This is a genomic window from Candidatus Amarolinea aalborgensis (genome assembly GCF_900491745.1).
GTDB classification, from domain to species: Bacteria; Chloroflexota; Anaerolineae; order SSC4; family Amarolineaceae; genus Amarolinea; species Amarolinea aalborgensis.
This window is the reverse complement of record NZ_UETR01000001.1, coordinates 445408-466891: the sequence shown is the minus strand read 5'-3', so window position 1 is coordinate 466891 and position 21484 is coordinate 445408. Positions and strand designations below refer to the sequence as shown.

At 58.8% G+C, this 21484-nt stretch carries 32 protein-coding genes; 2 read left to right on the top strand and 30 right to left on the bottom strand.

The window, feature by feature from the left end; translation table 11 throughout:
- Nucleotides 1–3 precede the first annotated feature (3 nt).
- From secY to rpsL, 26 genes are all read right to left on the bottom strand, one after another.
- Nucleotides 4–1311, bottom strand: a complete 1308-nt coding sequence (gene secY / locus ACPQ6D_RS01945; protein ID WP_423222763.1) for a preprotein translocase subunit SecY — start codon at nucleotides 1309–1311, stop codon at nucleotides 4–6.
- Between the two features lie 77 nt (nucleotides 1312–1388).
- Entirely contained in the window at nucleotides 1389–1859 is a 471-nt protein-coding gene (gene rplO, locus ACPQ6D_RS01940) for a 50S ribosomal protein L15 (protein ID WP_423222593.1), read from the bottom strand.
- 13 nt (nucleotides 1860–1872) lie between these two features.
- Nucleotides 1873–2079, bottom strand: a complete 207-nt coding sequence (gene rpmD / locus ACPQ6D_RS01935; RefSeq protein WP_423222592.1) for a 50S ribosomal protein L30 — start codon at nucleotides 2077–2079, stop codon at nucleotides 1873–1875.
- Complete coding sequence (gene rpsE, locus ACPQ6D_RS01930; protein ID WP_423222591.1) at nucleotides 2063–2626, bottom strand: 30S ribosomal protein S5; 564 nt, start codon at nucleotides 2624–2626, stop codon at nucleotides 2063–2065. The genes rpmD and rpsE overlap by 17 nt, the downstream gene beginning before the upstream one ends.
- 24 nt (nucleotides 2627–2650) lie before the next feature.
- On the bottom strand, nucleotides 2651–3016 hold the full coding sequence (gene rplR / locus ACPQ6D_RS01925) for a 50S ribosomal protein L18 (protein ID WP_423222590.1): 366 nt from the start codon (nucleotides 3014–3016) through the stop codon (nucleotides 2651–2653).
- Nucleotides 3017–3030: 14 nt separating this feature from the next.
- Complete coding sequence (rplF, locus tag ACPQ6D_RS01920; RefSeq protein ID WP_423222589.1) at nucleotides 3031–3600, bottom strand: 50S ribosomal protein L6; 570 nt, start codon at nucleotides 3598–3600, stop codon at nucleotides 3031–3033.
- A 24-nt stretch (nucleotides 3601–3624) separates the two neighbouring features.
- Nucleotides 3625–4020 carry a 30S ribosomal protein S8 gene (rpsH, locus tag ACPQ6D_RS01915; RefSeq protein ID WP_423222588.1) on the bottom strand — a complete coding sequence of 132 codons (396 nt, stop codon included), beginning with the start codon at nucleotides 4018–4020 and terminating at the stop codon, nucleotides 3625–3627.
- A 149-nt stretch (nucleotides 4021–4169) separates the two neighbouring features.
- The gene (locus ACPQ6D_RS01910; protein WP_423222587.1) at nucleotides 4170–4352 is read right to left on the bottom strand and encodes a type Z 30S ribosomal protein S14; all 183 of its coding nucleotides are present in this window, start codon (nucleotides 4350–4352) and stop codon (nucleotides 4170–4172) included.
- A gap of 75 nt (nucleotides 4353–4427) precedes the next feature.
- Nucleotides 4428–4979 carry a 50S ribosomal protein L5 gene (gene rplE, locus ACPQ6D_RS01905; RefSeq protein ID WP_423222586.1) on the bottom strand — a complete coding sequence of 184 codons (552 nt, stop codon included), beginning with the start codon at nucleotides 4977–4979 and terminating at the stop codon, nucleotides 4428–4430.
- Between the two features lie 25 nt (nucleotides 4980–5004).
- A complete protein-coding gene (gene rplX, locus ACPQ6D_RS01900; protein ID WP_423222585.1) occupies nucleotides 5005–5349 on the bottom strand; it encodes a 50S ribosomal protein L24 in 345 nt (114 codons plus the stop codon).
- A gap of 59 nt (nucleotides 5350–5408) precedes the next feature.
- On the bottom strand, nucleotides 5409–5777 hold the full coding sequence (gene rplN / locus ACPQ6D_RS01895; RefSeq protein ID WP_423222584.1) for a 50S ribosomal protein L14: 369 nt from the start codon (nucleotides 5775–5777) through the stop codon (nucleotides 5409–5411).
- Between the two features lie 98 nt (nucleotides 5778–5875).
- Entirely contained in the window at nucleotides 5876–6139 is a 264-nt protein-coding gene (gene rpsQ / locus ACPQ6D_RS01890) for a 30S ribosomal protein S17 (protein WP_423222583.1), read from the bottom strand.
- 35 nt (nucleotides 6140–6174) lie between these two features.
- On the bottom strand, nucleotides 6175–6393 hold the full coding sequence (gene rpmC / locus ACPQ6D_RS01885; protein WP_423222762.1) for a 50S ribosomal protein L29: 219 nt from the start codon (nucleotides 6391–6393) through the stop codon (nucleotides 6175–6177).
- A gap of 16 nt (nucleotides 6394–6409) precedes the next feature.
- Nucleotides 6410–6868: a 50S ribosomal protein L16 gene (gene rplP, locus ACPQ6D_RS01880; RefSeq protein WP_423222582.1), complete on the bottom strand. Its 459-nt coding sequence runs from the start codon at nucleotides 6866–6868 to the stop codon at nucleotides 6410–6412.
- Nucleotides 6869–6947: 79 nt separating this feature from the next.
- Nucleotides 6948–7682: a 30S ribosomal protein S3 gene (gene rpsC / locus ACPQ6D_RS01875; protein WP_423222581.1), complete on the bottom strand. Its 735-nt coding sequence runs from the start codon at nucleotides 7680–7682 to the stop codon at nucleotides 6948–6950.
- A 61-nt stretch (nucleotides 7683–7743) separates the two neighbouring features.
- A complete protein-coding gene (rplV, locus tag ACPQ6D_RS01870) occupies nucleotides 7744–8097 on the bottom strand; it encodes a 50S ribosomal protein L22 (protein WP_423222580.1) in 354 nt (117 codons plus the stop codon).
- A gap of 2 nt (nucleotides 8098–8099) precedes the next feature.
- Complete coding sequence (gene rpsS, locus ACPQ6D_RS01865) at nucleotides 8100–8402, bottom strand: 30S ribosomal protein S19 (RefSeq protein WP_423222579.1); 303 nt, start codon at nucleotides 8400–8402, stop codon at nucleotides 8100–8102.
- A 23-nt stretch (nucleotides 8403–8425) separates the two neighbouring features.
- Nucleotides 8426–9268 (bottom strand): 50S ribosomal protein L2, encoded by an 843-nt coding sequence (gene rplB, locus ACPQ6D_RS01860; RefSeq protein ID WP_423222578.1) that lies wholly within the window; start codon nucleotides 9266–9268, stop codon nucleotides 8426–8428.
- A 15-nt stretch (nucleotides 9269–9283) separates the two neighbouring features.
- Nucleotides 9284–9577 carry a 50S ribosomal protein L23 gene (gene rplW, locus ACPQ6D_RS01855; RefSeq protein WP_423222577.1) on the bottom strand — a complete coding sequence of 98 codons (294 nt, stop codon included), beginning with the start codon at nucleotides 9575–9577 and terminating at the stop codon, nucleotides 9284–9286.
- Nucleotides 9578–9594: 17 nt separating this feature from the next.
- Nucleotides 9595–10221 (bottom strand): 50S ribosomal protein L4, encoded by a 627-nt coding sequence (gene rplD / locus ACPQ6D_RS01850; RefSeq protein ID WP_423222761.1) that lies wholly within the window; start codon nucleotides 10219–10221, stop codon nucleotides 9595–9597.
- An 18-nt stretch (nucleotides 10222–10239) separates the two neighbouring features.
- A complete protein-coding gene (gene rplC / locus ACPQ6D_RS01845; RefSeq protein WP_423222576.1) occupies nucleotides 10240–10878 on the bottom strand; it encodes a 50S ribosomal protein L3 in 639 nt (212 codons plus the stop codon).
- Nucleotides 10879–11247: 369 nt separating this feature from the next.
- A complete protein-coding gene (rpsJ, locus tag ACPQ6D_RS01840) occupies nucleotides 11248–11556 on the bottom strand; it encodes a 30S ribosomal protein S10 (RefSeq protein ID WP_343408299.1) in 309 nt (102 codons plus the stop codon).
- 78 nt (nucleotides 11557–11634) lie between these two features.
- Nucleotides 11635–12834 (bottom strand): elongation factor Tu, encoded by a 1200-nt coding sequence (gene tuf, locus ACPQ6D_RS01835; RefSeq protein WP_423222575.1) that lies wholly within the window; start codon nucleotides 12832–12834, stop codon nucleotides 11635–11637.
- A 230-nt stretch (nucleotides 12835–13064) separates the two neighbouring features.
- Complete coding sequence (gene fusA, locus ACPQ6D_RS01830) at nucleotides 13065–15134, bottom strand: elongation factor G (RefSeq protein WP_423222574.1); 2070 nt, start codon at nucleotides 15132–15134, stop codon at nucleotides 13065–13067.
- Between the two features lie 155 nt (nucleotides 15135–15289).
- On the bottom strand, nucleotides 15290–15760 hold the full coding sequence (rpsG, locus tag ACPQ6D_RS01825) for a 30S ribosomal protein S7 (RefSeq protein ID WP_423222573.1): 471 nt from the start codon (nucleotides 15758–15760) through the stop codon (nucleotides 15290–15292).
- Nucleotides 15761–15835: 75 nt separating this feature from the next.
- Complete coding sequence (rpsL, locus tag ACPQ6D_RS01820) at nucleotides 15836–16297, bottom strand: 30S ribosomal protein S12 (protein ID WP_423222572.1); 462 nt, start codon at nucleotides 16295–16297, stop codon at nucleotides 15836–15838.
- A gap of 277 nt (nucleotides 16298–16574) precedes the next feature.
- On the opposite strand from rpsL, the gene ACPQ6D_RS01815 reads away from it, so the two are divergent.
- Nucleotides 16575–17060: a DUF3566 domain-containing protein gene (locus tag ACPQ6D_RS01815; RefSeq protein ID WP_423222571.1), complete on the top strand. Its 486-nt coding sequence runs from the start codon at nucleotides 16575–16577 to the stop codon at nucleotides 17058–17060.
- A gap of 27 nt (nucleotides 17061–17087) precedes the next feature.
- Here the strand turns inward: ACPQ6D_RS01815 and ACPQ6D_RS01810 are convergent, their stop codons facing one another.
- Together ACPQ6D_RS01810 and ACPQ6D_RS01805 are read right to left on the bottom strand one after the other, a co-directional pair.
- Nucleotides 17088–18365, bottom strand: coding sequence for a double zinc ribbon domain-containing protein (locus ACPQ6D_RS01810; RefSeq protein ID WP_423222570.1), 1278 nt, complete (start codon nucleotides 18363–18365; stop codon nucleotides 17088–17090).
- A 104-nt stretch (nucleotides 18366–18469) separates the two neighbouring features.
- Nucleotides 18470–19753, bottom strand: coding sequence for a S41 family peptidase (locus ACPQ6D_RS01805; protein WP_423222569.1), 1284 nt, complete (start codon nucleotides 19751–19753; stop codon nucleotides 18470–18472).
- A gap of 175 nt (nucleotides 19754–19928) precedes the next feature.
- On the opposite strand from ACPQ6D_RS01805, the gene efp reads away from it, so the two are divergent.
- Nucleotides 19929–20489: an elongation factor P gene (efp, locus tag ACPQ6D_RS01800; RefSeq protein WP_423222568.1), complete on the top strand. Its 561-nt coding sequence runs from the start codon at nucleotides 19929–19931 to the stop codon at nucleotides 20487–20489.
- Between the two features lie 112 nt (nucleotides 20490–20601).
- Here efp and ACPQ6D_RS01795 read toward each other — a convergent pair whose 3' ends face one another.
- Together ACPQ6D_RS01795 and ACPQ6D_RS01790 are read right to left on the bottom strand one after the other, a co-directional pair.
- Nucleotides 20602–20973, bottom strand: coding sequence for an RNA recognition motif domain-containing protein (locus ACPQ6D_RS01795; protein ID WP_423222760.1), 372 nt, complete (start codon nucleotides 20971–20973; stop codon nucleotides 20602–20604).
- A gap of 72 nt (nucleotides 20974–21045) precedes the next feature.
- Nucleotides 21046–21243 carry a cold shock domain-containing protein gene (locus tag ACPQ6D_RS01790; protein WP_423222759.1) on the bottom strand — a complete coding sequence of 66 codons (198 nt, stop codon included), beginning with the start codon at nucleotides 21241–21243 and terminating at the stop codon, nucleotides 21046–21048.
- Between the last annotated feature and the right edge of the window lie 241 nt (nucleotides 21244–21484).

Genomic DNA, 21484 nt, shown 5'->3' with positions numbered 1-21484 from the left:
GGCCTACTTGATGAAGCCCTCGTAGTGGCGCATCATCAGCTGCGCTTCCAACTGCTTCATCGTGTCCAGCACCACGCCGACAACAATGAGCATACCAGTGCTGGTGATCAACATCGTCGTGGTCTCGGTCAAGTCGCGCGTGATCCACGGCAGAATCGCGACCAGGCCCAAGAAAACCGCGCCCACCAACGTGATCCGATTGAGCACGCCGTTGAGATAGGTCTCGGTGGGCTTGCCAGGACGAATGCCTGGCACAAAGCCGCCCTGCTTTTGTAAGGTGTCTGGCAGATTCTGCTGCTGGAAGACCACGCTCGTGTAAAAGTACGTAAAGCCAAGCACCAGGAAGAAGTACAGAATCCAGTACAGATTACTCTGCGGACTGAATGTTGTCGAAATCCAGGTCGCCACCGAGGCAATCGTTGCATTCGCCGAGTAGACGAAGTAGCTGGCAATGGTGCCGGGGAAGATCATGATGCTCTGCGCAAAGATCAACGGGATCATGCCGGCTGAATTGACGCGCAGTGGAACATGCGTGCTCTGCCCGCCCACCATCATCAACCGATTACCGCGCATCACGCGCACGCGCTTGCCGTATTGCACCGGAATGCGCCGCTGCCCTTCCTGTACCACCACAATCACCGCCACGGTGATCACGGTGACAACCAGGAAAACCACCAACGACCAGGCGTTGTTCGCCAGCAAGTTGCCGATGGACTGCGGCACACGCGCCACAATGCCGCCGAAGATAATGATCGAAACGCCGTTGCCAATGCCCTGCTCCGTGATCAATTCACCCAGCCAGATGGCAAACATCGTGCCCGCCGTCAAAACAATGATTGTCGTCAACGTTTCCAGCGGATACTGGGCAAAACCGAACGTAGACAGCACCGGGGCGCCAGTCGTTTGCGACCGCGTCAGGATCGTTGCCTGACCATAGGCCTGCAAAGCAGCCAGCGGAATGGTCAACCAGTTCTGATACTGGTTGAGCCGGTTGCGCCCGGCCTCACCTTCCTTTTGAATCGCTTCCAGTCGCGGCACGATCGGAATCAACAGCTGCATGATAATGGAGGCGGTAATGTATGGGTAGACGCCCATCGCCATGACCGAGAAATTCGACATGGCGCCGCCGGAGAACATATCAAGCAGGCCCAGAAGCTGGTTTGACTGGAAAAGCTGGCGCAGCCCCTCCGCGTTGACACCGGTCACTGGCACGTGCGCGGCCAAGCGGTAAATCACCAAAATCAGAAAAGTGATCAACAGCTTTCGGCGTAAGTCGGGCAACTTAAAGGCGTTGCGGACGGCTTGCAGCATTTGCATATGAAACTGGCCTCCTCTTGCTCGTGCCCGCAAAACAGGCATCACAGAAACCTGCTTTGACAGGCAGCGACTTAACGCGGGTCGTGCTTGGTCTCTACGGACAGCGCTTCCACCGTCCCACCAGCCGCTTCGATCTTTTGACGGGCGCTGGCGGAGACGCGATGGGCCTTCACGATCAGCGGGCGATCAATCTCGCCGCCGCCAAGAATAGCCACGCGCTGATCATTCGCCTTGATGATCCCCGCCTCAGCCAGCGTTTCTGGCGACACGATGCTGCCAGCCTCAAACACCAACAAGCGGTCCAGGTTGACCGGTTTGAACTCGATGCGCCATAGATTGGTAAAACCTGCCAGGTGCGGCAGCCGGCGCACCAAGGGCAGCTGACCGCCTTCGAAGTACGGCGCTACGCTGCGTCCGCTGCGTGCATTCTGGCCCTTGGTACCCTTACCGGCTGTCTTACCACGGCCAGCGCCGCTGCCGCGTCCCACGCGCACGCGTGGCTGTTTCGCGCCAACCGTCGGCTTGAGATCATGTAATTGCATACGTTCCCCCTACTCAAGCGCCGATTTCTTCAACGCGGACCAGGTGCGGAACTTTACCGACCATGCCCCGAATTACCGGCGTATCAGCATGTTCAACAGTCTGCCCCAAGCGACGAAGACCCAACGCCAGCACCGTGCGTTTTTGACTCTTGTCGTAGCCAATAGTGCTCTTCACGTAGGTCACGCGCAAGCGTCGAGTGGCATTATCCTTGTTCGGCATCTGTCTTTTGCCTCCAGAACGGCAGCAGGCCCTCAACCGGTTTGCCGCGGCGCTGCGCTTCGGCCTCAACATCCTTGAGTGCATTGAGCGCCGCATGCGTGGCCTTCACCACGTTGAGCATATTGCTGCTGCCGAGTGATTTGGTTAGAATATCTTTGATTCCCGCGGCTTCGACGACGGCGCGTACGCCGCCGCCCGCAATGACGCCCGTGCCAGGCGTCGCTGGCTTGAGCAACACCTCGGCGGCGCCAAAGCGCACCCGCACCTCATGCGGAATCGTGCGACCGGCCAGCGGAACAGGGCGCATGTCCTTGTGCGCGCGCTCAGTGCCCTTGCGAATGGCGTCTGGCACTTCACGGGCCTTGCCGATGCCAATGCCAACCCGGCCGTTATTGTCGCCCACCACAACTACCGCGCGGAAAGTAAACCGACGCCCGCCTTTGACGACCTTGGCCGTACGCGCAACGTGCACCACGCGCTCGTCAAACTGGTCGCGTTCTTCTTCGCGATTGCGTCGCTGTTCGCGTTCTCTCTTCTTCTCAGGCATGTATCCTCCTGCTCGGCTCCAGCGTTAGAAATCCAAACCCTTGGCGCGCGAGCCTTCGGCAAGCGCCTTGACACGGCCATGATAAATGTAGCCGCCCCGGTCGAACACCACTTGCTTAATCCCTGCGGCCAGCGCCCGCTCTGCGATCATCTCACCCACGAGCGTCGCCTGCGCCACCTTGCTCAGTCCGGCCAGACGTGTGCGCGTGTCTGGATCAACCGTTGAGGCAGATACCAGCGTGTGCCCTTTCTCATCATCAATGATTTGGGCATAGATATGCTCCAGACTACGGAACACGTTCAGACGGGGTCGCTGCGCCGTCCCTACGACACGCCGGCGAATACGTGTGTGCCGTCGCGTGCGTGCGATCGCACCTTCATTTTTTGCCATGAGTCGTTACTCCCTTACTTGCCGCCCTTGCCAACTTTACCAGCCTTGCCGGCCTTGATACGGACGACCTCACCCACATAGCGGATGCCCTTGCCTTTGTAGGGTTCAGGCGGCCGAATGCGTCGAATGCGCGCCGCGGTTTCGCCAACTACTTCCTTATCAGCGCCTTCCACGGTCACGCGCACGTTCTTGTCGGGCGTGGGCGTCACAGCAAACGCAATTCCTGCTGGCGGCAGAAACTCTACAGGATGAGAGTAACCGACATGCAACATCAGGTTCTTACCCTGCATTTCGGCCCGGTAGCCAACCCCAATGATGTCCAGCTCTTTCTTGAAGCCGCTCGACACGCCGACCACCATATTGTTCATCAGGGCGCGCACCAGCCCGTGCGCCGCGCGCTGAAAGCGGTTGTCGGCATGACGCTGGACAACCACAGAGCCATCGTCCAACGTAATGGCAATGCTCGTCGGAAATTGTCTATTCAGCGTGCCACGCGGCCCTTTGACAGTTACTTCGTTGCTGGCGGCAATGTCTACTGACACGCCCGCGGGCAACTTGATGGGTAGTTTACCAAGTCTTGACATAGTTCCCTCGCAAGTTTCCGCTGACTACCAGACGTAGCACAGCACTTCGCCGCCGAGATGCGCACGTCGTGCCTGGCGATCAGTCATCATGCCGCGCGGGGTTGTCAAGATGGCAACACCCATCCCGCTCAACACCCAGGGGATTTCGCGGTACGGTGTATATACACGGCAGCCCGGCTTGCTCACGCGTTTTAAGCCTGAAAGCACCGGTTTGCGGCTTTTATCATATTTCAGAATGATGCGAAGCATCGGCTGCGGACGGTCGCGCGTCACGTCGTAATGCTGAATAAAACCCTCTTCCTTGAGAAGGCGAGCAATTGCGACCTTCATCTTCGAGCTGGGGATCAGCACTTGGCGATGCCGAGCCAACAGCGCATTGCGAATGCGTGTCAACATATCCGCAATCGGATCATTAACCATCGTCTTTCACTCCCGCGGACACACTGGTTAGTGCCTGCGCACTCCTGGTGGTCCTACTAATATCGCTTCTCTGAACCCATGAAGAGGCGCCGTGTCGGCGCCTGGAATCGCCCCCAACCAGCCATTGTTCAGCAATGGCGGGGGTAGAATTACCAGCTCGACTTCACCACGCCCGGCAGCCGCCCCACCAAAGCCTCTTGGCGGAAACAAATACGGCACAAGCCAAACCGCCGCATATAAGCACGTGGGCGTCCGCACATCTTGCAGCGATTGCGCACGCGCACCGCATATTTACGACGTGTTTCTTTAATGACGATTGACTTTTTGGCCACAGTATCTCCTCGTTCTCGCCAGTCTCGCGACCAACGACCCCGTTTTGCTTCCCTTCGCGCAATTTTCCACGCGTGTTACCGCGCTCGGAATGGCATCCCGAACAACTGCAACAGCCGGCGCCCTTCATCATCCGTCTTGGCCGTGGTAACCAATGTGATTTCCATGCCGCGCACACGGTCAATCTTGTCGTAGTCAATTTCCGGCCAGATTAACTGTTCGCGCAGGCCCAGGCTGTAATTGCCGCGACCATCGAAACCATCAGGCGAAACGCCGCGAAAGTCGCGTTGGCGCGCCAACGCAATATTGCACAGTCTGTCCAGGAATTCGTACATGCGAGCGCCGCGCAGCGTCACCTTCGCGCCAATAGCATTACCCTCGCGCAGCTTGAAGGTGGCAATCGAACGCCGCGCCTTCGTAATCACCGGCTTCTGTCCGGTAATCGTTGCCATGTCACTGGCGGCCGCTTCCAGGGCCTTGGCGTTTTGCAGCGCTTCGCCCAGGCCGATATTGACCACGATTTTCTCGATGCGAGGCACTTCATTGACGTTCTGATAGCCAAACTCTTCGCGCATGGCCTTCACAATGTCGTTCTGATAGCGCACCTTTAGTCTTGGTTGTGCGTTCATCGTCTACTCCGTCTTTCCGCCATCATCAATCAATGGCTTCGTCAGTGCCCGCTTCGCGGCGCACCTTACGGCCATCAGCATCTACCTTGAAAGCGACGCGCACCGGTTCATTCGTCTTGGGCGAAACCAGCATCACGTTAGAAACATGAATGGGCGCCTCGCGCTCAATCCGCCCGACCTGTGTACGCACATCGCCTGTGCGGCGCTGATGCTTTATGATCAGGTTGACGCCAGCCACGACCACACGGGTATTGTCGGGGTCTTTGCGGCCGAATTTATCTTTGCCCACAAGAACCGCATTGACCTTGCCGCGCGTCCCGCGATGTTCGCCCCGAATGACTTCAACCGTGTCGCCTTTTTTGATTTTCATACCCCGGCTCTCCTCGTTACTCGCTACCGTCTACTTCCGTTGGCTCTGTGCACCGCGTCTCAAAGTGTTTCGGGAGCCAGCGACACGATTTTCATAAAGCCCCGCTCACGCAGTTCACGGGCCACCGGGCCAAAAATGCGCGTGCCCTTCGGGTTCTTGGCTTCGTCAATAATGACGGCCGCGTTATCGTCAAACTTGATGTACGAACCATCCGAACGGCCGTAGCCCCGCGCGGTTCGCACGACGACCGCGCGCACCACATCGCCCTTCTTCACCGCGCCATTGGGCGCCGCTTGCTTCACGGCCGCTACGATGATGTCCCCCACCGAAGCATAGCGACGTGTTGAGCCGCCCTTGACACGTATGCACAGGATTTCTTTTGCGCCCGTGTTGTCTGCAACAACCAGCCGGCTTTCCTGCTGAATCATCGTCGTCTCCTTTTGTGTGGTTCACCGAACCGTCGCCTGTCGCTGCCCTCCTGGCTCACGCGCCAGGGTGCAAACGCCGTACGGTTGCGGGAAACAGATCAAGCTACTTCCTGGTTCGAACGATTCAGGATTTCCGCCACCACCCATCGCTTGTGGCGGCTCAACGGCTGAGATTCCAGGATGCGCACCATGTCACCAATCTGGCAGGCATTGCTCTCATCGTGCGCCATGAAGCGGCGGGTGATCTTGATCACTTTACCATACAGCGCGTGGCGGCGTACGCGTTCCACCGTCACCACCACGGTTTTGTCCATTTTGTTGCTGGCTACGCGGCCAACCAATGTTTTACGCTGTTCACGCATAATTCTTCCCCTTCGACTTGCACCAGCGCCTGTTGTTAGGCGCCGCGCCCTGCGGCATACCAGGCTTCCAATTCGCGCTCCCGCAGAATTGTCTTCAACCGGGCAATATCACGTTTAACCTGCGTCAGGCGCGTGGTGTTCTTCATCTGACCGGTTGACATTTGAAAGCGCAGATTGAACAGCTCCTGATAAGCAGCGTCTAACTTAACGCCAACCTCATCGGTTGTCAGCGCACGGATTTCTTTTGACAGCATCATGAGCTCCTCTTCACTACGCCGCGGCGCCGGCCGTCGCAGCCGCTACTTCTGGCGCCGCAGACTCCGCCGCACGCGACACGAGCTGTGTCCTGATTGGCAGTTTGTAGGATGCCAACTGGAAAGCCTCTTTCGCCGTCTCTTCGGTCACGCCGGCCAATTCAAACAACATCAGCCCTGGGCGAACGACCGCCACCCAGTGATCTACCGCGCCCTTGCCGCTGCCCATACGGGTTTCGGCGGCCTTCTTCGTCACCGGCTTATCAGGGAAGACACGAATCCATAACTTACCACCGCGGCGGATGAAGCGCACAATCGTGCGGCGAGCCGCTTCGATCTGGCGGCTGGTCATCCAACATGGCTCCATCGCTTGCAGGCCAAATTCACCAAAGGCAACCTGGTTGCCCCGGCCGGCCGTGCCACGCATGTGACCACGGTGCATTTTGCGGTATTTGACACGCTTCGGCATTAACATCGTTAATTTGCTCCTAAATGTTAAGGCTCTCAGGCGCCGCCCTCAGGTCAGTCGCCAGCCAGCCTCGCCAGACGCTGGCTTACTCCATTGTCCTCACTGACCTGGTCTCACTCGGGCGCGCCATGCCAGGCAGAACTTCGCCCTTGTAAATCCACACCTTGATGCCGATGCGGCCGAAGGTCGTCAACGCCTCGGAATAGGAGTAGTCAATGTTGGCGCGTAACGTATGCCGCGGAATCTGACCATCACGCACCGAGTCACGGCGGGCCATTTCAGAGCCAGCCAGACGTCCGCTGCACGTGATCATGATGCCCTTGGCGCCCAAACGCATGGCACGCGTCACCGCCTGCTTCATCGCACGCTTGTATGAAATACGCTTCTCAAGCTGCTCCGCAATGCTCTGGCTTACCAGGTATGCATCGAGTTCCGGCCGTTCGATCTCCTCGATGTCTATCTTGACCTTCTTGCCGGTCAGAGTCTGCAGCTTCGTGCGCAGATCGTTGACATTGGCGCCTTTGCGTCCGATAATGATGCCCGGCTTGGCCGTATGGACGCGCAAGGCAACCTGGTTCGGAAAGCGTTCGATTTCCAGCAGCGAGATGCCGGCGCCCGTTATGAGCTTCAACACCATCTGACGGATGGCGCGATCCTCTTGCAATTGTTGCACATAGCGCAGACCCGATGCAAACCAGCGGGTCTGATGATCACGAATGATCCCTAATCTAAAACCAATTGGATGAACCTTGCGACCCAATGCGTCCTCCGTAATCCTGGGATCCACTGCGTCTCGGCTGCTGCAGCCTATCGTCCGCATTCCCAGATGTCATAATTCCTTGCCGTCAAGCCGGCGCGTGTTGTGTGATCTCCAAGTCAACCTATGCGTTCGTTTCTTCCGCCAGCACCACACTGATGTGGGAACTGCGGCGCAAAATGGGTTTGAAACGCCCACGAGCGCCGAAACGTCGCCATTTACGAGTTGATCCCATGTCGGCCCAAATCTGGCTCACCACCATGTCTTCCTGGTTCAAGCCGAGGTTTTCCTCCGCGCTGGCCATGGCCGACTTGATCGTTGCTGCCACGGGCCTGGCCGCGGCTTGCGGCAGAACAGCCAGATAGGCGAGCGCCTCACTGGCCCGCCGACCGCGCACCTGGTCCAATACCAGGCGCACCTTCTGCGCCGACAGGCCTACATGCTTGGTGGTCGCTTTCACGGTTACCACGTCACTCATGCTTACTTCCCTCCTGACGGCTTCGCTGACACCTTCGTGGGCTTTTCCTTGGCCGCATGACCACGGAAGAAGCGCGTGGGTGCAAACTCGCCCAGCTTGTGTCCCACCATATTCTCAGTAATGTAAATCGGCACATGGCGCTTGCCATCATGCACGGCCATGGTGTGGCCCACGAACTGCGGGAAGATCGTTGAGTCGCGCGACCAGGTTTTGAGCACACGCTTCTCGCCTCGGCGATTCATCGCTTCAATCTTCTTCAGCAGCTTCGGGTCTACGAACGGTCCCTTTTTCAATGAACGTGACACAGGTAAATCCTCCTCACCCTCGCTTACTTCAGACGACCCGCGCTGCGCCGGCGCACGATCATGCTGGCCGTACGCTTATTCTTGCGCGTCTTATAGCCCAGGGCTGGCTTGCCCCATGGCGTCTTCGGCCCGGGCATACCAATCGGTGAGCGACCTTCGCCGCCACCGTGCGGGTGAGAACTGGGATCCATCGCAATGCCGCGCACTTGCGGCATGCGGCCACGCCACCGCAGGCGACCAGCCTTGCCCCAATTGATGTTGGCGTGATCGGTGTTGCCAACCTGGCCCAGCGTCGCCATACAACGAATGCTGATCAAGCGCACTTCGCCAGAGGGCAAACGCACCTGGGCATAATCGCCTTCTTTCGCGACCAACTGCGCCGACACGCCGGCCGAGCGCACCAACTGGCCGCCGCGGCCCGGCTGCAGCTCGATATTATGAATCACCGAACCCAACGGCAGATTGGCAATCGGCAGCGCGTTGCCGCTGCGCACTTCGGCATCCGGCCCAGACATCAGCTTATCGCCGACCTGGACGCCCAGGGGCGCCAGGATGTACCGCTTCTCACCGTCAGCGTAGACGAGCTTGGCGATGCGCGCCGTGCGGTTTGGATCATACTCAATGCTCTCCACGCGCGCGGGAATGCCAACCTTGTCGCGTCGAAAGTCAATCAAACGATAGCGCTGTTTGTGCCCGCCGCCCTGATGGCGTACGGTTATCCGGCCCTGATGGTTACGTCCGGCGCGCTTCCGAACACCGGTGAGCAGTGAGCGCTCTGGCTGCACGTTCGGCGTCAGTTCCTCAAACGTTGCAACGCTCATGCCACGCCGGCCCGCTGAGGTGGGCCGATAGATCTTGATTCCCATCGCTTTAACTCCTCGTTACACGCCTTCAAACACCTGGATGGTTTGCCCAGGCGCCAGCGTGACATAGGCCTTCTTCCAGGCCGTATGGCGCACGACCTGCCGCCGGAAGGCTCGCTTGTGCTTAGGCGGCATATTCGTGACGCGCACGTCCAAAACGTTCACATTGGGAAAAACCGCCTCCACCGCCTCTTTCACCTGATGGCGATTCGCGCGACGATCCACCTCAAACGCGTATTGGTTCGCCAATTCACGCTGAGCCATCGTTTTTTCCGTGATCAACGGCCGCTTGAGAACTTCATAGATATGCATTGCTCATTGCCTCCGACTCAGTCCGCCAGGAAGGATTCGATCTGCTCAAGCGCCGCCAACGGCACCACCAGGGTTTCATAACCAAGCAGGTCGCGCACGTTGAGATAGCCCGCGCGCAGCGTCTTCACGTTGGGAAGATTGCGGGCCGACAGCTCCATGGTCTCATTGCGTTCAGACAGCAAAATGAGAGCACTCCGCTTGACTTCAACCTTGTTCAGGAACTGCACGACGGTCTTCGTCTTGGGCGTCTCCAGGGCAAAACTTTCGACAACCACGATCTGCTGCTCCGCGGCCTTGACCGACAGAGCTGACCGCATCGCCAGGCGCCGCATCTTGCGCGGCATATCCTGCGTGTAGGCATGCGGCGTCGGCCCAAAGGCAACGCCGCCGTGCCGCCAATGCGGCGCGCGCGTGCTCCCCTGGCGAGCGCGTCCTGTGCCCTTTTGGCGCCAGGGTTTTTTGCCGCCGCCGCTGACCTCTGAACGCGTCTTGGTGTCATGGGTGCCCAAATGGGCATTAGCAAGCTGGCGCACCAACGCCTGGTGCATCACAGAACGATTGACTGGCACCGCAAAGATGTCGTCGCGCAGTTCAACCTGCCCGACTACTTCGCCACTGATGTTATGAACTGGTACTTGCATGATTCTTTCCTCCGGCGCCCATCAACCCGCTTTGCGCGCAGCCCGGATAAACAGCAGGCCATTCTTGGCGCCCGGTACGGCGCCACGCACCAATAGCAGATTGCGCTCAGCGTCTACTTTCACCACGCGCAGGTTAGTCACGGTGACGCGCGCCGCGCCCATGTGCCCTGCCATGCGGGTGCCCTTCTCCACACGGCCAGGCGAGGTGCCTGCGCCAATGGAGCCAGGTGCGCGCTGACGATCCGATTGGCCATGTGTCTTTGGCCCGCCATGAAAACCATGACGTCGCACACCGCCCTGAAAGCCGCGACCTTTAGAGATGCCCGTAACGTCAACCACATCGCCAGCAGCAAACACGTCAGCCGAAATCTTCTGACCAACCTGCCATTCGATCTTGTCGTTGCGGAAGGCGCGAAACTCACGCAGCGTGCGCAGAGGCGCCAGGTTCTTCTTGCGCAGATGACCGAGTTCACCTTTGGTCAAACGCTTTGGCTTCACTTCGTCAAAACCAAGCTGCACAGAGGCATAGCCATCTTTTTCCAGCGTGCGAATCTGAATGACATAGCACGGCCCGGCTTCAATGACAGTCACCGGGACAACGTTGCCCTTGTCGGTGAACACCTGCGTCATGCCGATCTTTCTACCAATAATACCCTTCATACAATCCAAGAAGCAAGGACTGCCAGCAGCCTGACCCCGCCGCATCATCCTCAGCTCCCCATCCTCCTTTGATTGGTCATCACAGCGCATAGTCGGTCGCATGGCGACCGGCTGCTCCGGACTTCGATGGCCTCACATAAACAACTGGAGGGCGCCTGTCTGGCCGTTACTTGCCAGGCGCCCTCCAGTTGCGCAACGCGGCGAATTGGGATCAATTCGCGCAGCGTCGCGTGCACGTGGTGGGACCGTTCATGGCAGCTCTGGCTGACAGACTAGTCGTCCCCCATACCGTCTCGCGTCAGGTGATGGACGGTACAGACAAGGCGACGAAACGATAGCTTCGTCACGTCGTTTATGTTTTGTTTTTGCTTACAGCTTTATTTCGATATCAACACCCGCCGGAAGATTCAAGTGCATCAACTTGTCAATTGTCTTCTGGCCCGGATCAATCACATCAATCAAACGCTTGTGCGTACGAATTTCAAACTGTTCACGCGAATCTTTGTCAATAAATGGGGACCGATTAACAGTGAACTTCTCGATACGCGTGGGCAGCGGAACTGGGCCAACCACATTGGCGCCGGTCTGCTCTGCCACATCTACAATCTGGGCCGCTGAGCTATCGAGGACTCGATGATCGTAGGCTTTTAGTTTAATGCGGATTCGTTGCTTCGCCATGCTTCCCCCTGGGTGAACGATTTAGCAAGAGAGAAGGCCCTACGGCGCTTCTCTCTTGTTCCCACCCTTGCTTGGATGCTAATTCATCATCTTGGTGATGACGCCGGCGCCCACGGTGCGGCCACCCTCGCGGATGGCAAACCGGGAACCGACTTCCAACGCCACGGGTACAATCAGATGCACCTTCAGGTTCACATTGTCGCCCGGCATGACCATTTCCACGCCTTCCGGCAGGTCACACGAACCCGTCACGTCCATTGTCCGAATGTAGAACTGCGGCCGATACCCGTTGAAGAACGGCGTGTGGCGTCCACCCTCTTCCTTCTTCAACACGTACACCTCGCCCATGAATTCCATGTGCGGCTTGATGGACCCCGGCTTGGCCAACACCTGTCCGCGCTCCACGTCTGTGCGCGTGATGCCCCGCAGCAAACAACCTACGTTGTCGCCCGCTTCGCCCCGCTCCAGAATCTTCTTGAACATCTCGACTCCGGTCACAATCGTCTTGCGCGTCTCGCGCAGGCCCACGATCTCGATTTCTTCGCCGACCTTGACCGTGCCCCGCTCGATGCGTCCCGTCACCACCGTCCCGCGACCCTTGATCGCAAAAACGTCTTCCACCGGCATCAGGAACGGCTTGTCTATCTCGCGCACCGGCGTCGGGATGTACTCATCCACCACCCGCATCAAATCCCAAATGCACTTGTACTCCGGCGCATTCGGATCCTTCGAGGTGCACTCCAGAACCTGCAATGCACTCCCGCGCACGATCGGTATGTCGTCGCCGGGAAAATTGTAGCTGCTCAACAACTCTCGCAACTCCAACTCCACCAACTCCAACAACTCCTCGTCTTCCATCATGTCGCACTTGTTCAGAAACACCACCATCGCCGGCACTTCCACCTGACGCGCCAGCAAAATGTGCTCCCGCGTCTGCGGCATCGGCCCATCCGGCGCAGCGACCACCAGGATCGCCCCGTCCATCTGCGCCGCACCCGTGATCATGTTCTTGATGTAGTCCGCATGTCCCGGACAGTCCACGTGCGCATAGTGCCGCTTCTCCGTCTGGTATTCCACGTGCGCAATCGCAATCGTGATGCCGCGCGCCTTCTCTTCCGGCGCATTGTCAATCGAATCGAACGCACGATAGTCCGCCCAACCCTTGAGCGCCAACACCTTCGTGATCGCCGCCGTCAAACTCGTCTTCCCGTGGTCAATGTGGCCAATCGTCCCCACGTTCACGTGCGGCTTCGTTCGCTGAAATATCGCTTTTGCCATAGCTCCGAATGACTCCTTTCACAAATCTGAAACGACACCGAGAGTCGTCGTGCGCACTCCAGGTCGTAAGTTCTATGTTTTTTAGTTTCGTATCTATCTGAATCTCGTCGCGCAAACCTAATTATTATACGTAGAACAACGATCTTGGCAAATACTTTGGGCTAGACGGTGAAAAAATCCGCAGTCCTCGCCTTGCCACATCATTGGCCTGCGTTTTGGGTGTGCGCGACTCAGCGATTGAGCAACTTCTGGGTCTGCTCGGCCGACACCGGCTGGTAATGATCAAACTCCTGGGTGAAAACCCCGCGTCCCTGCGTGCGGGAGCGCAGGTCTGTGGCATAGCCAAACATAGACGCCAGCGGGATGAACGCGCGCACGGCCTGCGTGCCCGTGGAGTGCATCTCGATGCCGTCAATCTGGCCGCGGCGTGAGCTCAGGTCGCCGATGACATCGCCCACGTAGTCCTCAGGGGTGACCACTTCCACCTTCATGATCGGCTCCAAGAGAACAGGCCCGGCCTTCTGCGCGCCTTCCTTGAGGGCCATGGAGGCAGCAATCTTGAAGGCCAACTCCGAGGAGTCCACCTCATGGTACGAACCATCCACTAGCCGCGCCGTCATGTCAATCAGCGGGAATCCGCCAATGATGCCGTTCTCCATCGCCTCTTTGATGCCCGACTGAATGGCGCCCATGTACTCGCGTGGCACGACGCCGCCCACGGTCTTGTCTTCAAACAAGAAACCTTCGCCGGGCGCCAACGGCTCCAATTCCAGCCACACATCGCCATACTGACCGCGGCCGCCGCTTTGACGAATAAAACGGCCTTGGACCTTGACCTTCTTCGTGATGGTCTCGCGATAAGCCACCTGGGGCCGTCCGACTTTCGCCTGCACGCGGAACTCACGCAGCATACGGTCCACCAGGACTTCCAGGTGCAATTCACCCATGCCTGCAATCAAGGTCTGGCCGGTTTGCTCATCCACCTTAACCTTAAAGGTTGGATCTTCTTCCGCCAGGCGCTGCAGGGCCATGGACATCTTATCTTGATCGGCTTTGGTCTTCGGCTCAATCGCAATCATAATGACTGGCTCAGGGAAAGAGATGGATTCGAGAATCACCTGGTCGGCCGGATCGCACAAGGTGTCGCCCGTAAAGGTCTGTTTGAGGCCAATAATGGCGCCAATCTCACCCGCCGGAATCTCGGTGAGGTCTTCTCGCTGATTGGCGCGCATCCGCATCAGGCGACCGATGCGCTCCTTGCGCCCCTTGGTCGAATTGATCACGCCGCTGCTGGCGCTGAGCACGCCCGAATAGACGCGCACATAGGCGAGACGTCCCACATAGGGATCGGCGACGATCTTGAAGACCAGCGCCGAGAGAGGCGCGGCATCATTCGTGGGTCGAATCTTCTCGACATTGGTGTCTGGATCAAGGCCGTACACCGGCGGAATATCTACCGGCGAGGGCAGATAGTCAACCACAGCATCCAACAGGGGCTGGACGCCCTTGTTGCGCAGCGAGCTGCCGCACAGCACCGGCACCAGGTGACTGCCCAGGGTGGCGCGGCGCAGCGCCACACGCAACTCCGCCGTGGTGATCTCCTCGCCTTCCAAGAACTTCAGGGTTAATTCTTCATCGGTTTCGGCAATAGCCTCGATCATCTTGTCGCGCCAGTGTTTGGCGTCAGCCTGCAAATCAGCCGGAATCTCACCAATCTGAGGCGAAGCGCCCAGTTCGTCCGTGAAGACAACCGCTTGCATTTCCATCAGATCCACCGCGCCCTTGAACGTCTCTTGCGCGCCGATCGGAATCTGCACAGGCAAAGGCTTGGCTCCCAAGCGCGTGCGGATCATGTCAATCGTGCGCCAAAAATCGGCGCCGATGCGATCCATCTTGTTGACGAAGCAGATACGCGGCACACCATAGCGGTTGGCCTGACGCCAAACGGTTTCCGATTGCGGCTCCACGCCGGCCACGGCATCGAACACGACAACGCCGCCATCCAACACACGCAGAGAACGCTGCACTTCGGCCGTAAAGTCAATGTGGCCTGGCGTGTCAATCAGATTGATCTGATAATCGCGCCACGAGGTGGTGATGGCGGCCGCGGTAATCGTGATGCCGCGCTCTTTCTCCTGCTCCATCCAGTCAGTGACGGTGGTGCCTTCATCCACATTGCCCAAGCGATAGGTGCGTCCAGAATAGAAGAGCACACGCTCGGTCGTTGTTGTCTTGCCCGCATCAATATGAGCAATAATGCCGATGTTGCGGATGCGTTCTAATGAAAATTCACGGGCCATAGCTGCTGATCCTTCAGACAAGGACGAAGGGCAAAGACTGGCTCTGCCCTTCGTCGCCAAAAAACAATCTTCTACAAACGACGGTCAAGCTAGGTTGTTGCCCCGCTCACGTCGCTGTTTCTACGACGTGTTCGAGGCGGGGCGCGACCGCTGGTTTACCAGCGATAGTGCGCAAACGCCCTGTTGGCGTCTGCCATCTTATGCGTATCTTCCTTCTTCTTGTACGCGTTGCCTTGATTGGCGGCCGCATCCATCAACTCGCTCGCCAGCCTTTCGGCCATGGTGCGGCCAGGGCGATTACGCGCCGCCTGCACAAGCCAGCGCAGCGCCAATGCGTCACGCCGTTCCGGCTCGATTTCAACCGGCACCTGGTAGGTTGCACCGCCGACGCGGCGGGGCTTCACTTCAAGCGACGGCGTCACATTGCGTAGAGCCGACTCAAAGACATCCATTGGGGATTTCTTGGTCTTGCCCTCAACGATGTCGAGCGCTGAATAGACAATGCGTTCGGCTACGCTCTTTTTGCCCCGCTGCATGATCCGGTTGATCAATCTGGTCAGCGTTTCATTGCTATAACGGCTATCTGGAATAATCGGTCGAAACTCGGCGCGATTTCGTCTTGACATACAAACCTCCGCAGGACATTTCGAACACCGGATGGCAGCTACTTGCCTGGCTTCCACCCAGCGCCAGAAACCTGATTACTTTTTGCCCTTGACTGGCGCCTTGCCCTTAGCGACCTGTCCGGCCTTCGGTCGCTTGGAGCCATACTTGGAACGACCGCGCTTGCGATTATCCACACCGGTGGTATCCAACGCGCCGCGCACAATGTGGTAGCGCACGCCGGGCAGGTCCTTGACACGACCGCCGCGGATCAGCACAACCGAGTGTTCCTGCAAGCGATGACCCTCGCCCGGAATATAGGCGGTCACTTCAATACCGTTCGTCAAACGAACACGCGCAATTTTGCGCAGCGCCGAGTTCGGTTTCTTCGGTGTAGTGGTGCGCACTTGGGTGCAGACGCCCCGCTTGAAAGGGTTGCCAGTCTTGATGCGCTGTGTCCTGCCGCTCAACGCGTTATACGAAAAACGCAATGCAGGCGCCTTTTCCTTGGCCTTCTGGGGCAAACGGCCCTTACGAATCAACTGATTGATGGTAGGCAATTTCATCCTCCGCGATAACTGGCCTCAGGCAACACAAAACCGCCCGCGCGCCAGGCCTGAGGCCTTTACCGGCGCCATTCCCATCGTCCGCAATCTGCGGAACAGGAGCGAGGCGGGAAAAAGGGCCGACGTTGTCTCGCCAGCCCTAATATGGGGCGCATTATAACCATAGATTGATGACAGGTCAAATCTGCCCATTGCGTACACTTGGCTGATTTCAAGCCGCGTGTAATCGCATGGTATAATCAACCCCACCATACTACACGGGGAGCCTGCCTTGACACGTCATCCCGGCCTACGCGCCGGCATTTTGGGAGCAGCCGCCAGCATCATTCTCTCCTTGCTGGCGTTGATTCCCTTCTTCGGCTGCCTGATCATGCCGATCAGCCTGCTTTTATACGTTGGCATCGGGATGCTGGCTGCCTATCTGCAACTGCGCCGCCGTCCTCAAACATCCAAACAACGCATTGCTCAGCTTGGCTTCCTGGCTGGCCTGGTAACAGGCCTGGCCGATGGCGTCGTAGGGCTGGCGACGGTGCCGTTGGCGCTGCCTATGACCGGCGGCAGTGAGGCTATTCTCGCCCAGCTGCCGCCTTGGGTGGCTGATCTGCTGAGCGGGCTGGGCCTGGCGCCGGCCGACGTGTTCAGCACCGGCGGCCTCTTCGTACTGGCCGCGCTGATTGCGATTCTGACCGTCGTGCTGGCAACCTTGCTCGGCACCGTGGGCAGCCTCATCTACGCAGCGACTCCAAAGCGACGCTGATGCATGGCCCGGGTTTCACCCGCGGCCTCATGCCGGTTCTTCGAAGCGCTCGCCGCAATGTGGACAGGTCACATCATCAGCGTCAACTTCGCCGCCGCAATGATCACAGGTCAAAAGGAAACGCGCGCCGCAGGCAAAACAGCGCGTCGCATCTGAATCAACCACACGTTGGCATTGGGGGCAGAGGCTGGCGCCGCAGGCGCTGCATTCGCTGCTGCCCACTGGCAGACGAGCTGCGCACTCAGGACAGGCAAAGGTCGGCGCCGGCGCAGCCGCCTGTCCACAGCGCGGGCAAACGCTGTCCTCAGGCGTCAAGACCAGCGCGCACCGTGTGCAGATGCGATGCCCGCAGGTGCGGCACGCGCCTTTCGCCAGCGGAAACTCGCTGCGGCAGAGGGGACAACGCACCATGACCAGCACACCACCGACGCTGAACACTTCGCCGCTGGGACGCCCAGCCAAGTCGAACGTCTGACCGCAGGCGTCGCAGGCGTTGGCCGCGCCAAACACGCGACCGCCGCAGCGCGGACAGACGCGCACGAACGAGCGGCCGCAGTTTGGGCATTCGCTTGCCTGGCTGAGCAAGGTGAAAGCGCAAGCCGGACAGCCGAATTCCAGCGCCAGGCTGCACGCCTGACAGCGCACATCATCTTCGTCCACACGGGCGCCGCAGCGCGGGCAAAACGGCTGGCCGCATACGAGGCAGTTGCCCTGTTCCAAGAAGACTTCTGCGCCGCATGACGGGCAGCGGCCTGTCGGCAGATCCACCTGGGCGCTATACCCAGGCCCTGAAGCCACAACCGGCCGGCTGCTGAAAATTCCAGGCACGTCAGACCACTGAGGCGCCGTGACTGACGACTCGTCGCCGTCAGTCACGAGCGAGGCGCCGCAGACAGGGCAGTTAACGGCGCCGGCCGGAAGTTCGGCGCCGCATGCCGAGCACACAAGATCAAACACCAACCCGCAGCGCGAGCAGCTCAGCGCATCGTCTGGCAGCAGCGCGCCGCAATCCGGGCATAGATCTACGTCACAGGTTGGGCAAGCCTCGCTGCCCTCGAACACGGGTGCGCCGCAGGAGGGGCAAGGAAAAGTGAATTCGGCGCCGCACTGCGGGCAAGCCAGGGCATCCGGCTCCACCTCAGCGCCGCACGTCGGGCACGTGAGCATGAATTCGGCGCCGCACTCAGGGCACACGTCATCCTCTGCGCTCACCGCCGCGCCGCACGCCGGGCAAAGCGGCTGCATACATTCGGGGCATTCACCGCTTCCCTCCTCAATCTCTGACTGACACATGGGACATTGCATGGCGCTCCTCCTGCGCTGTGATCATGCCGAGCAGCCTATCGCACAATGGATTCAGACGTCAATCTGGCCGAACTGGCGGGGACAGATCCAGCCGGCCTTCCCGCTCACCGGCGAGCGGCATTCGGCGCCTTGCCGAGAGCCTCGAGCGCCTTCAGCAGTTGTGTATCCTGGCTGGCTTGAAGTGCAGTCGGCGTCATACCCTTCAAGCGCGAGGGCGTTACCAGCGACGCATCGCGCGGCAATTCCACCGTGATGTCTGGTTCGATGCCCTGGTGCCAGATGACGCGCCCCTTGGGCGTCAGCCATTGGCGCGTGGCAAGCAGCAGCGCCGAACCGTCATCCAGATTGAATTGATTGAGGACCGTCCCGGTGCCAAAGGTCGTCTTGCCAATCAACTGGCCGCGGCCCTGGTCTTGCAGAGCGCCGCTGACGATCTCGGCCGCGCTGGCCGTGCCCTGGTTGATGAGCACCGCCAGCGGCAGATCGGTTGCGACGCCGCCAGGCTTGACAGCCAACGGCTTGCGGTTGCCTTCAGCATCTTGCTCCTGCATCACCAGGCCATCGGTCAAGAATTGACTGGCGACCAGAATCGCTTCATCCAGCAGACCGCCGGGGCTATTGCGCAGGTCCAGGATGATTTTCTGCGCGCCGTCGGCCTTGCCCTGCTGCAGCGCCGCTTTCAGATCATCGCCCACGCGCGCGCTGAACGAGCCAATGCGTACGAGCAGCACGGTGGTGCCAGGAATCATCTGCGCCGAAACGTTGATCAGCGGAATCTTGGCGCGCGTGATCGTAATATCGGTAATCTGGTTCTCGCCTTCATGAATGACGGAAAGCGTCACGCTGGTGCCTTTGGGGCCGCGCACATGCTGAATCACCTGGCTCAACGCCATACCGGTGACATCCTGACCATCCACGGCGACGATGACATCGCCGGCGCGAATCCCGGCGCGCTCGGCCGGCGAGTTTTCCATCGGGGCCACTACGACCGGCATCCCGTCCTTGGTGGTTAATTCGGCGCCAATGCCCTCGAAATCACTGGAGAGCGCCTGGCTCTCGGCTTGCATCATCTCCGGGGTGAGGAAACGGCTGTGTCCGGTGTCGCCCAGGGACTCCACCATGCCAGAGACCGCGCCATAGGCCAGGCGTTGGTCTTCGATTGCGCTGCGATCCACATAGTGATTGTTGATGATGTCGCGCGCTTGCCAAAGCAATTTGAACGCCGCAGGGCCTTCGTTGATTTGGCCAGCCGTAGAACCAGGCAGCACGCCGTTGCGCTCCAAAAGAGCGCCGGCGAGGAAGCTGCCGGGTGCAATGACAGCAAACAAGACCAAGAAGGCCATGAGGGCCAAAAGACAGCCGGGAAGGCTGGAACGTTGGTTCGCCATCGGTTAATGAAACTCCCTTCATACACAGGGCATGATGCGGCTGGCGCTGCGCGTAAGCCGTTTTTTTGCCCATCTCAGTTTCTCATGCGATAATGCCAAGCCGATAGGCTAACGCAGGCGTCGCGTAGAAACAGTGAGCAGGCGCCCGGAACTAAAAAAGAGGTATGCAAGAAACATGGCCACAACATCTGACCTGAGAACAGGCAACATTATCCGCTATAATGACGATTTGTGCGAAGTAATCGAGTATCAACATATCAATCCAGGCAACTGGCGTGCGTTCGTGCGTCTGCGCCTCAAGAGTTTGAAAACCGGCCGCATCGTGGAAGACCGCGTGCGTGCAGGCTCCGACATTGACCTGGTGCGCGTGGATCGCCGCTCGATGCAGTTAAGCTATCGTGACGGCGACGACTTTGTGTTCATGGATCCGGACACCTTTGAACAGATCACCGTCGGCAAAGGTATGATGGGCGACAAGGCGCGCTTCCTGCGTGAGAACGACTCCGCCTACCTGGTCATGGAAGGCGATAATCTGCTCGATGTAGATTTACCGACTTTCGTCGTCTTGAAGGTCGTGCAGACGCCGGTTGCCGTTCGCGGCGACACCGCAACGAATGTCACCAAACAGGCGACGCTGGAAACGGGAGCCAGCATCACCGTGCCATCCTTCATCAATGAAGGCGACACGCTCAAAATTGACACACGCACAGGCGAGTACATCGAGCGTGTGAAGTAAGGTTTCGACCAGGCGGCGCCCACCTTGCGAGGTCAAAAAAACACCCGGAGCCATGTGGACTCCGGGTGTTTGATGACAAGGTTTGCCGTGGAACAGCGCCCCTTGTTATTGCTTAGCGATCTCGATCGCCGCCGCGACCACCACGGCCGCCGCCGCCGCCGAAGCCGCCGCGACCGCCACGATCACCGCCGCCGCCGAAGCCGCCGCCGCGACCACCACGATCACCACCGCCGAAGCCGCCGCGACCGCCGCCGAAGCCCGAACCACCCTCACGCGGTTCGCGCGGGCGCGCTGCGTCAACACGAATCTGACGATTTTGGAACGTAGCTCCGTTCATCTGCAGGGCCTTCTCTGCGCCTGCCGCGTCCTTCATCTCCACAAAACCGAAACCCTTGCTCTGGCCAGTCTCGCGGTCACGAACGACTTCCGCCGTCTTGACTTCCCCAGCGCTCGCAAACAGTTGCGCTAGGTCATTGTCCGTCATGGTATAGGGAAGGTTCCCGATATACAACCTGGTACTCATCAAATCACTCACCTTTGCCCGCAGGCACGAAAACTAGATTCTAACTACGTTAGCGGCATGGGCGCCTTTAGCGCCTTGACGGAGCTCGAACTCGACACGCTCACCCGCCTGAAGCGTGCGGAAGCCATCCGACTGGATGGCGGAGTAGTGCACAAAAACGTCTTCACCGTTATCTTGGAGGATGAATCCGTACCCCTTGGCACCGTTAAACCACTTGACCGTTCCGACTATGCGCTTTTCCACTGACGCTGCGCAACCTCCCCACCGATATCTGTAGGTGATCGCATCGCTGGCAGGAAAACAAAAACGCCGCCGGCATCGCAAGCCTGACAGCGTTCACCACGTCCGAACAGATGCTTACTGCAACCTACAAACCCGATTCTAGCACAGAGTTCAAAACTCGTCAAAATACACATGATGCAAAATTCTGTGGTATACTATACAGCAAGCGAGCACGGAATGCCTTTTTCCG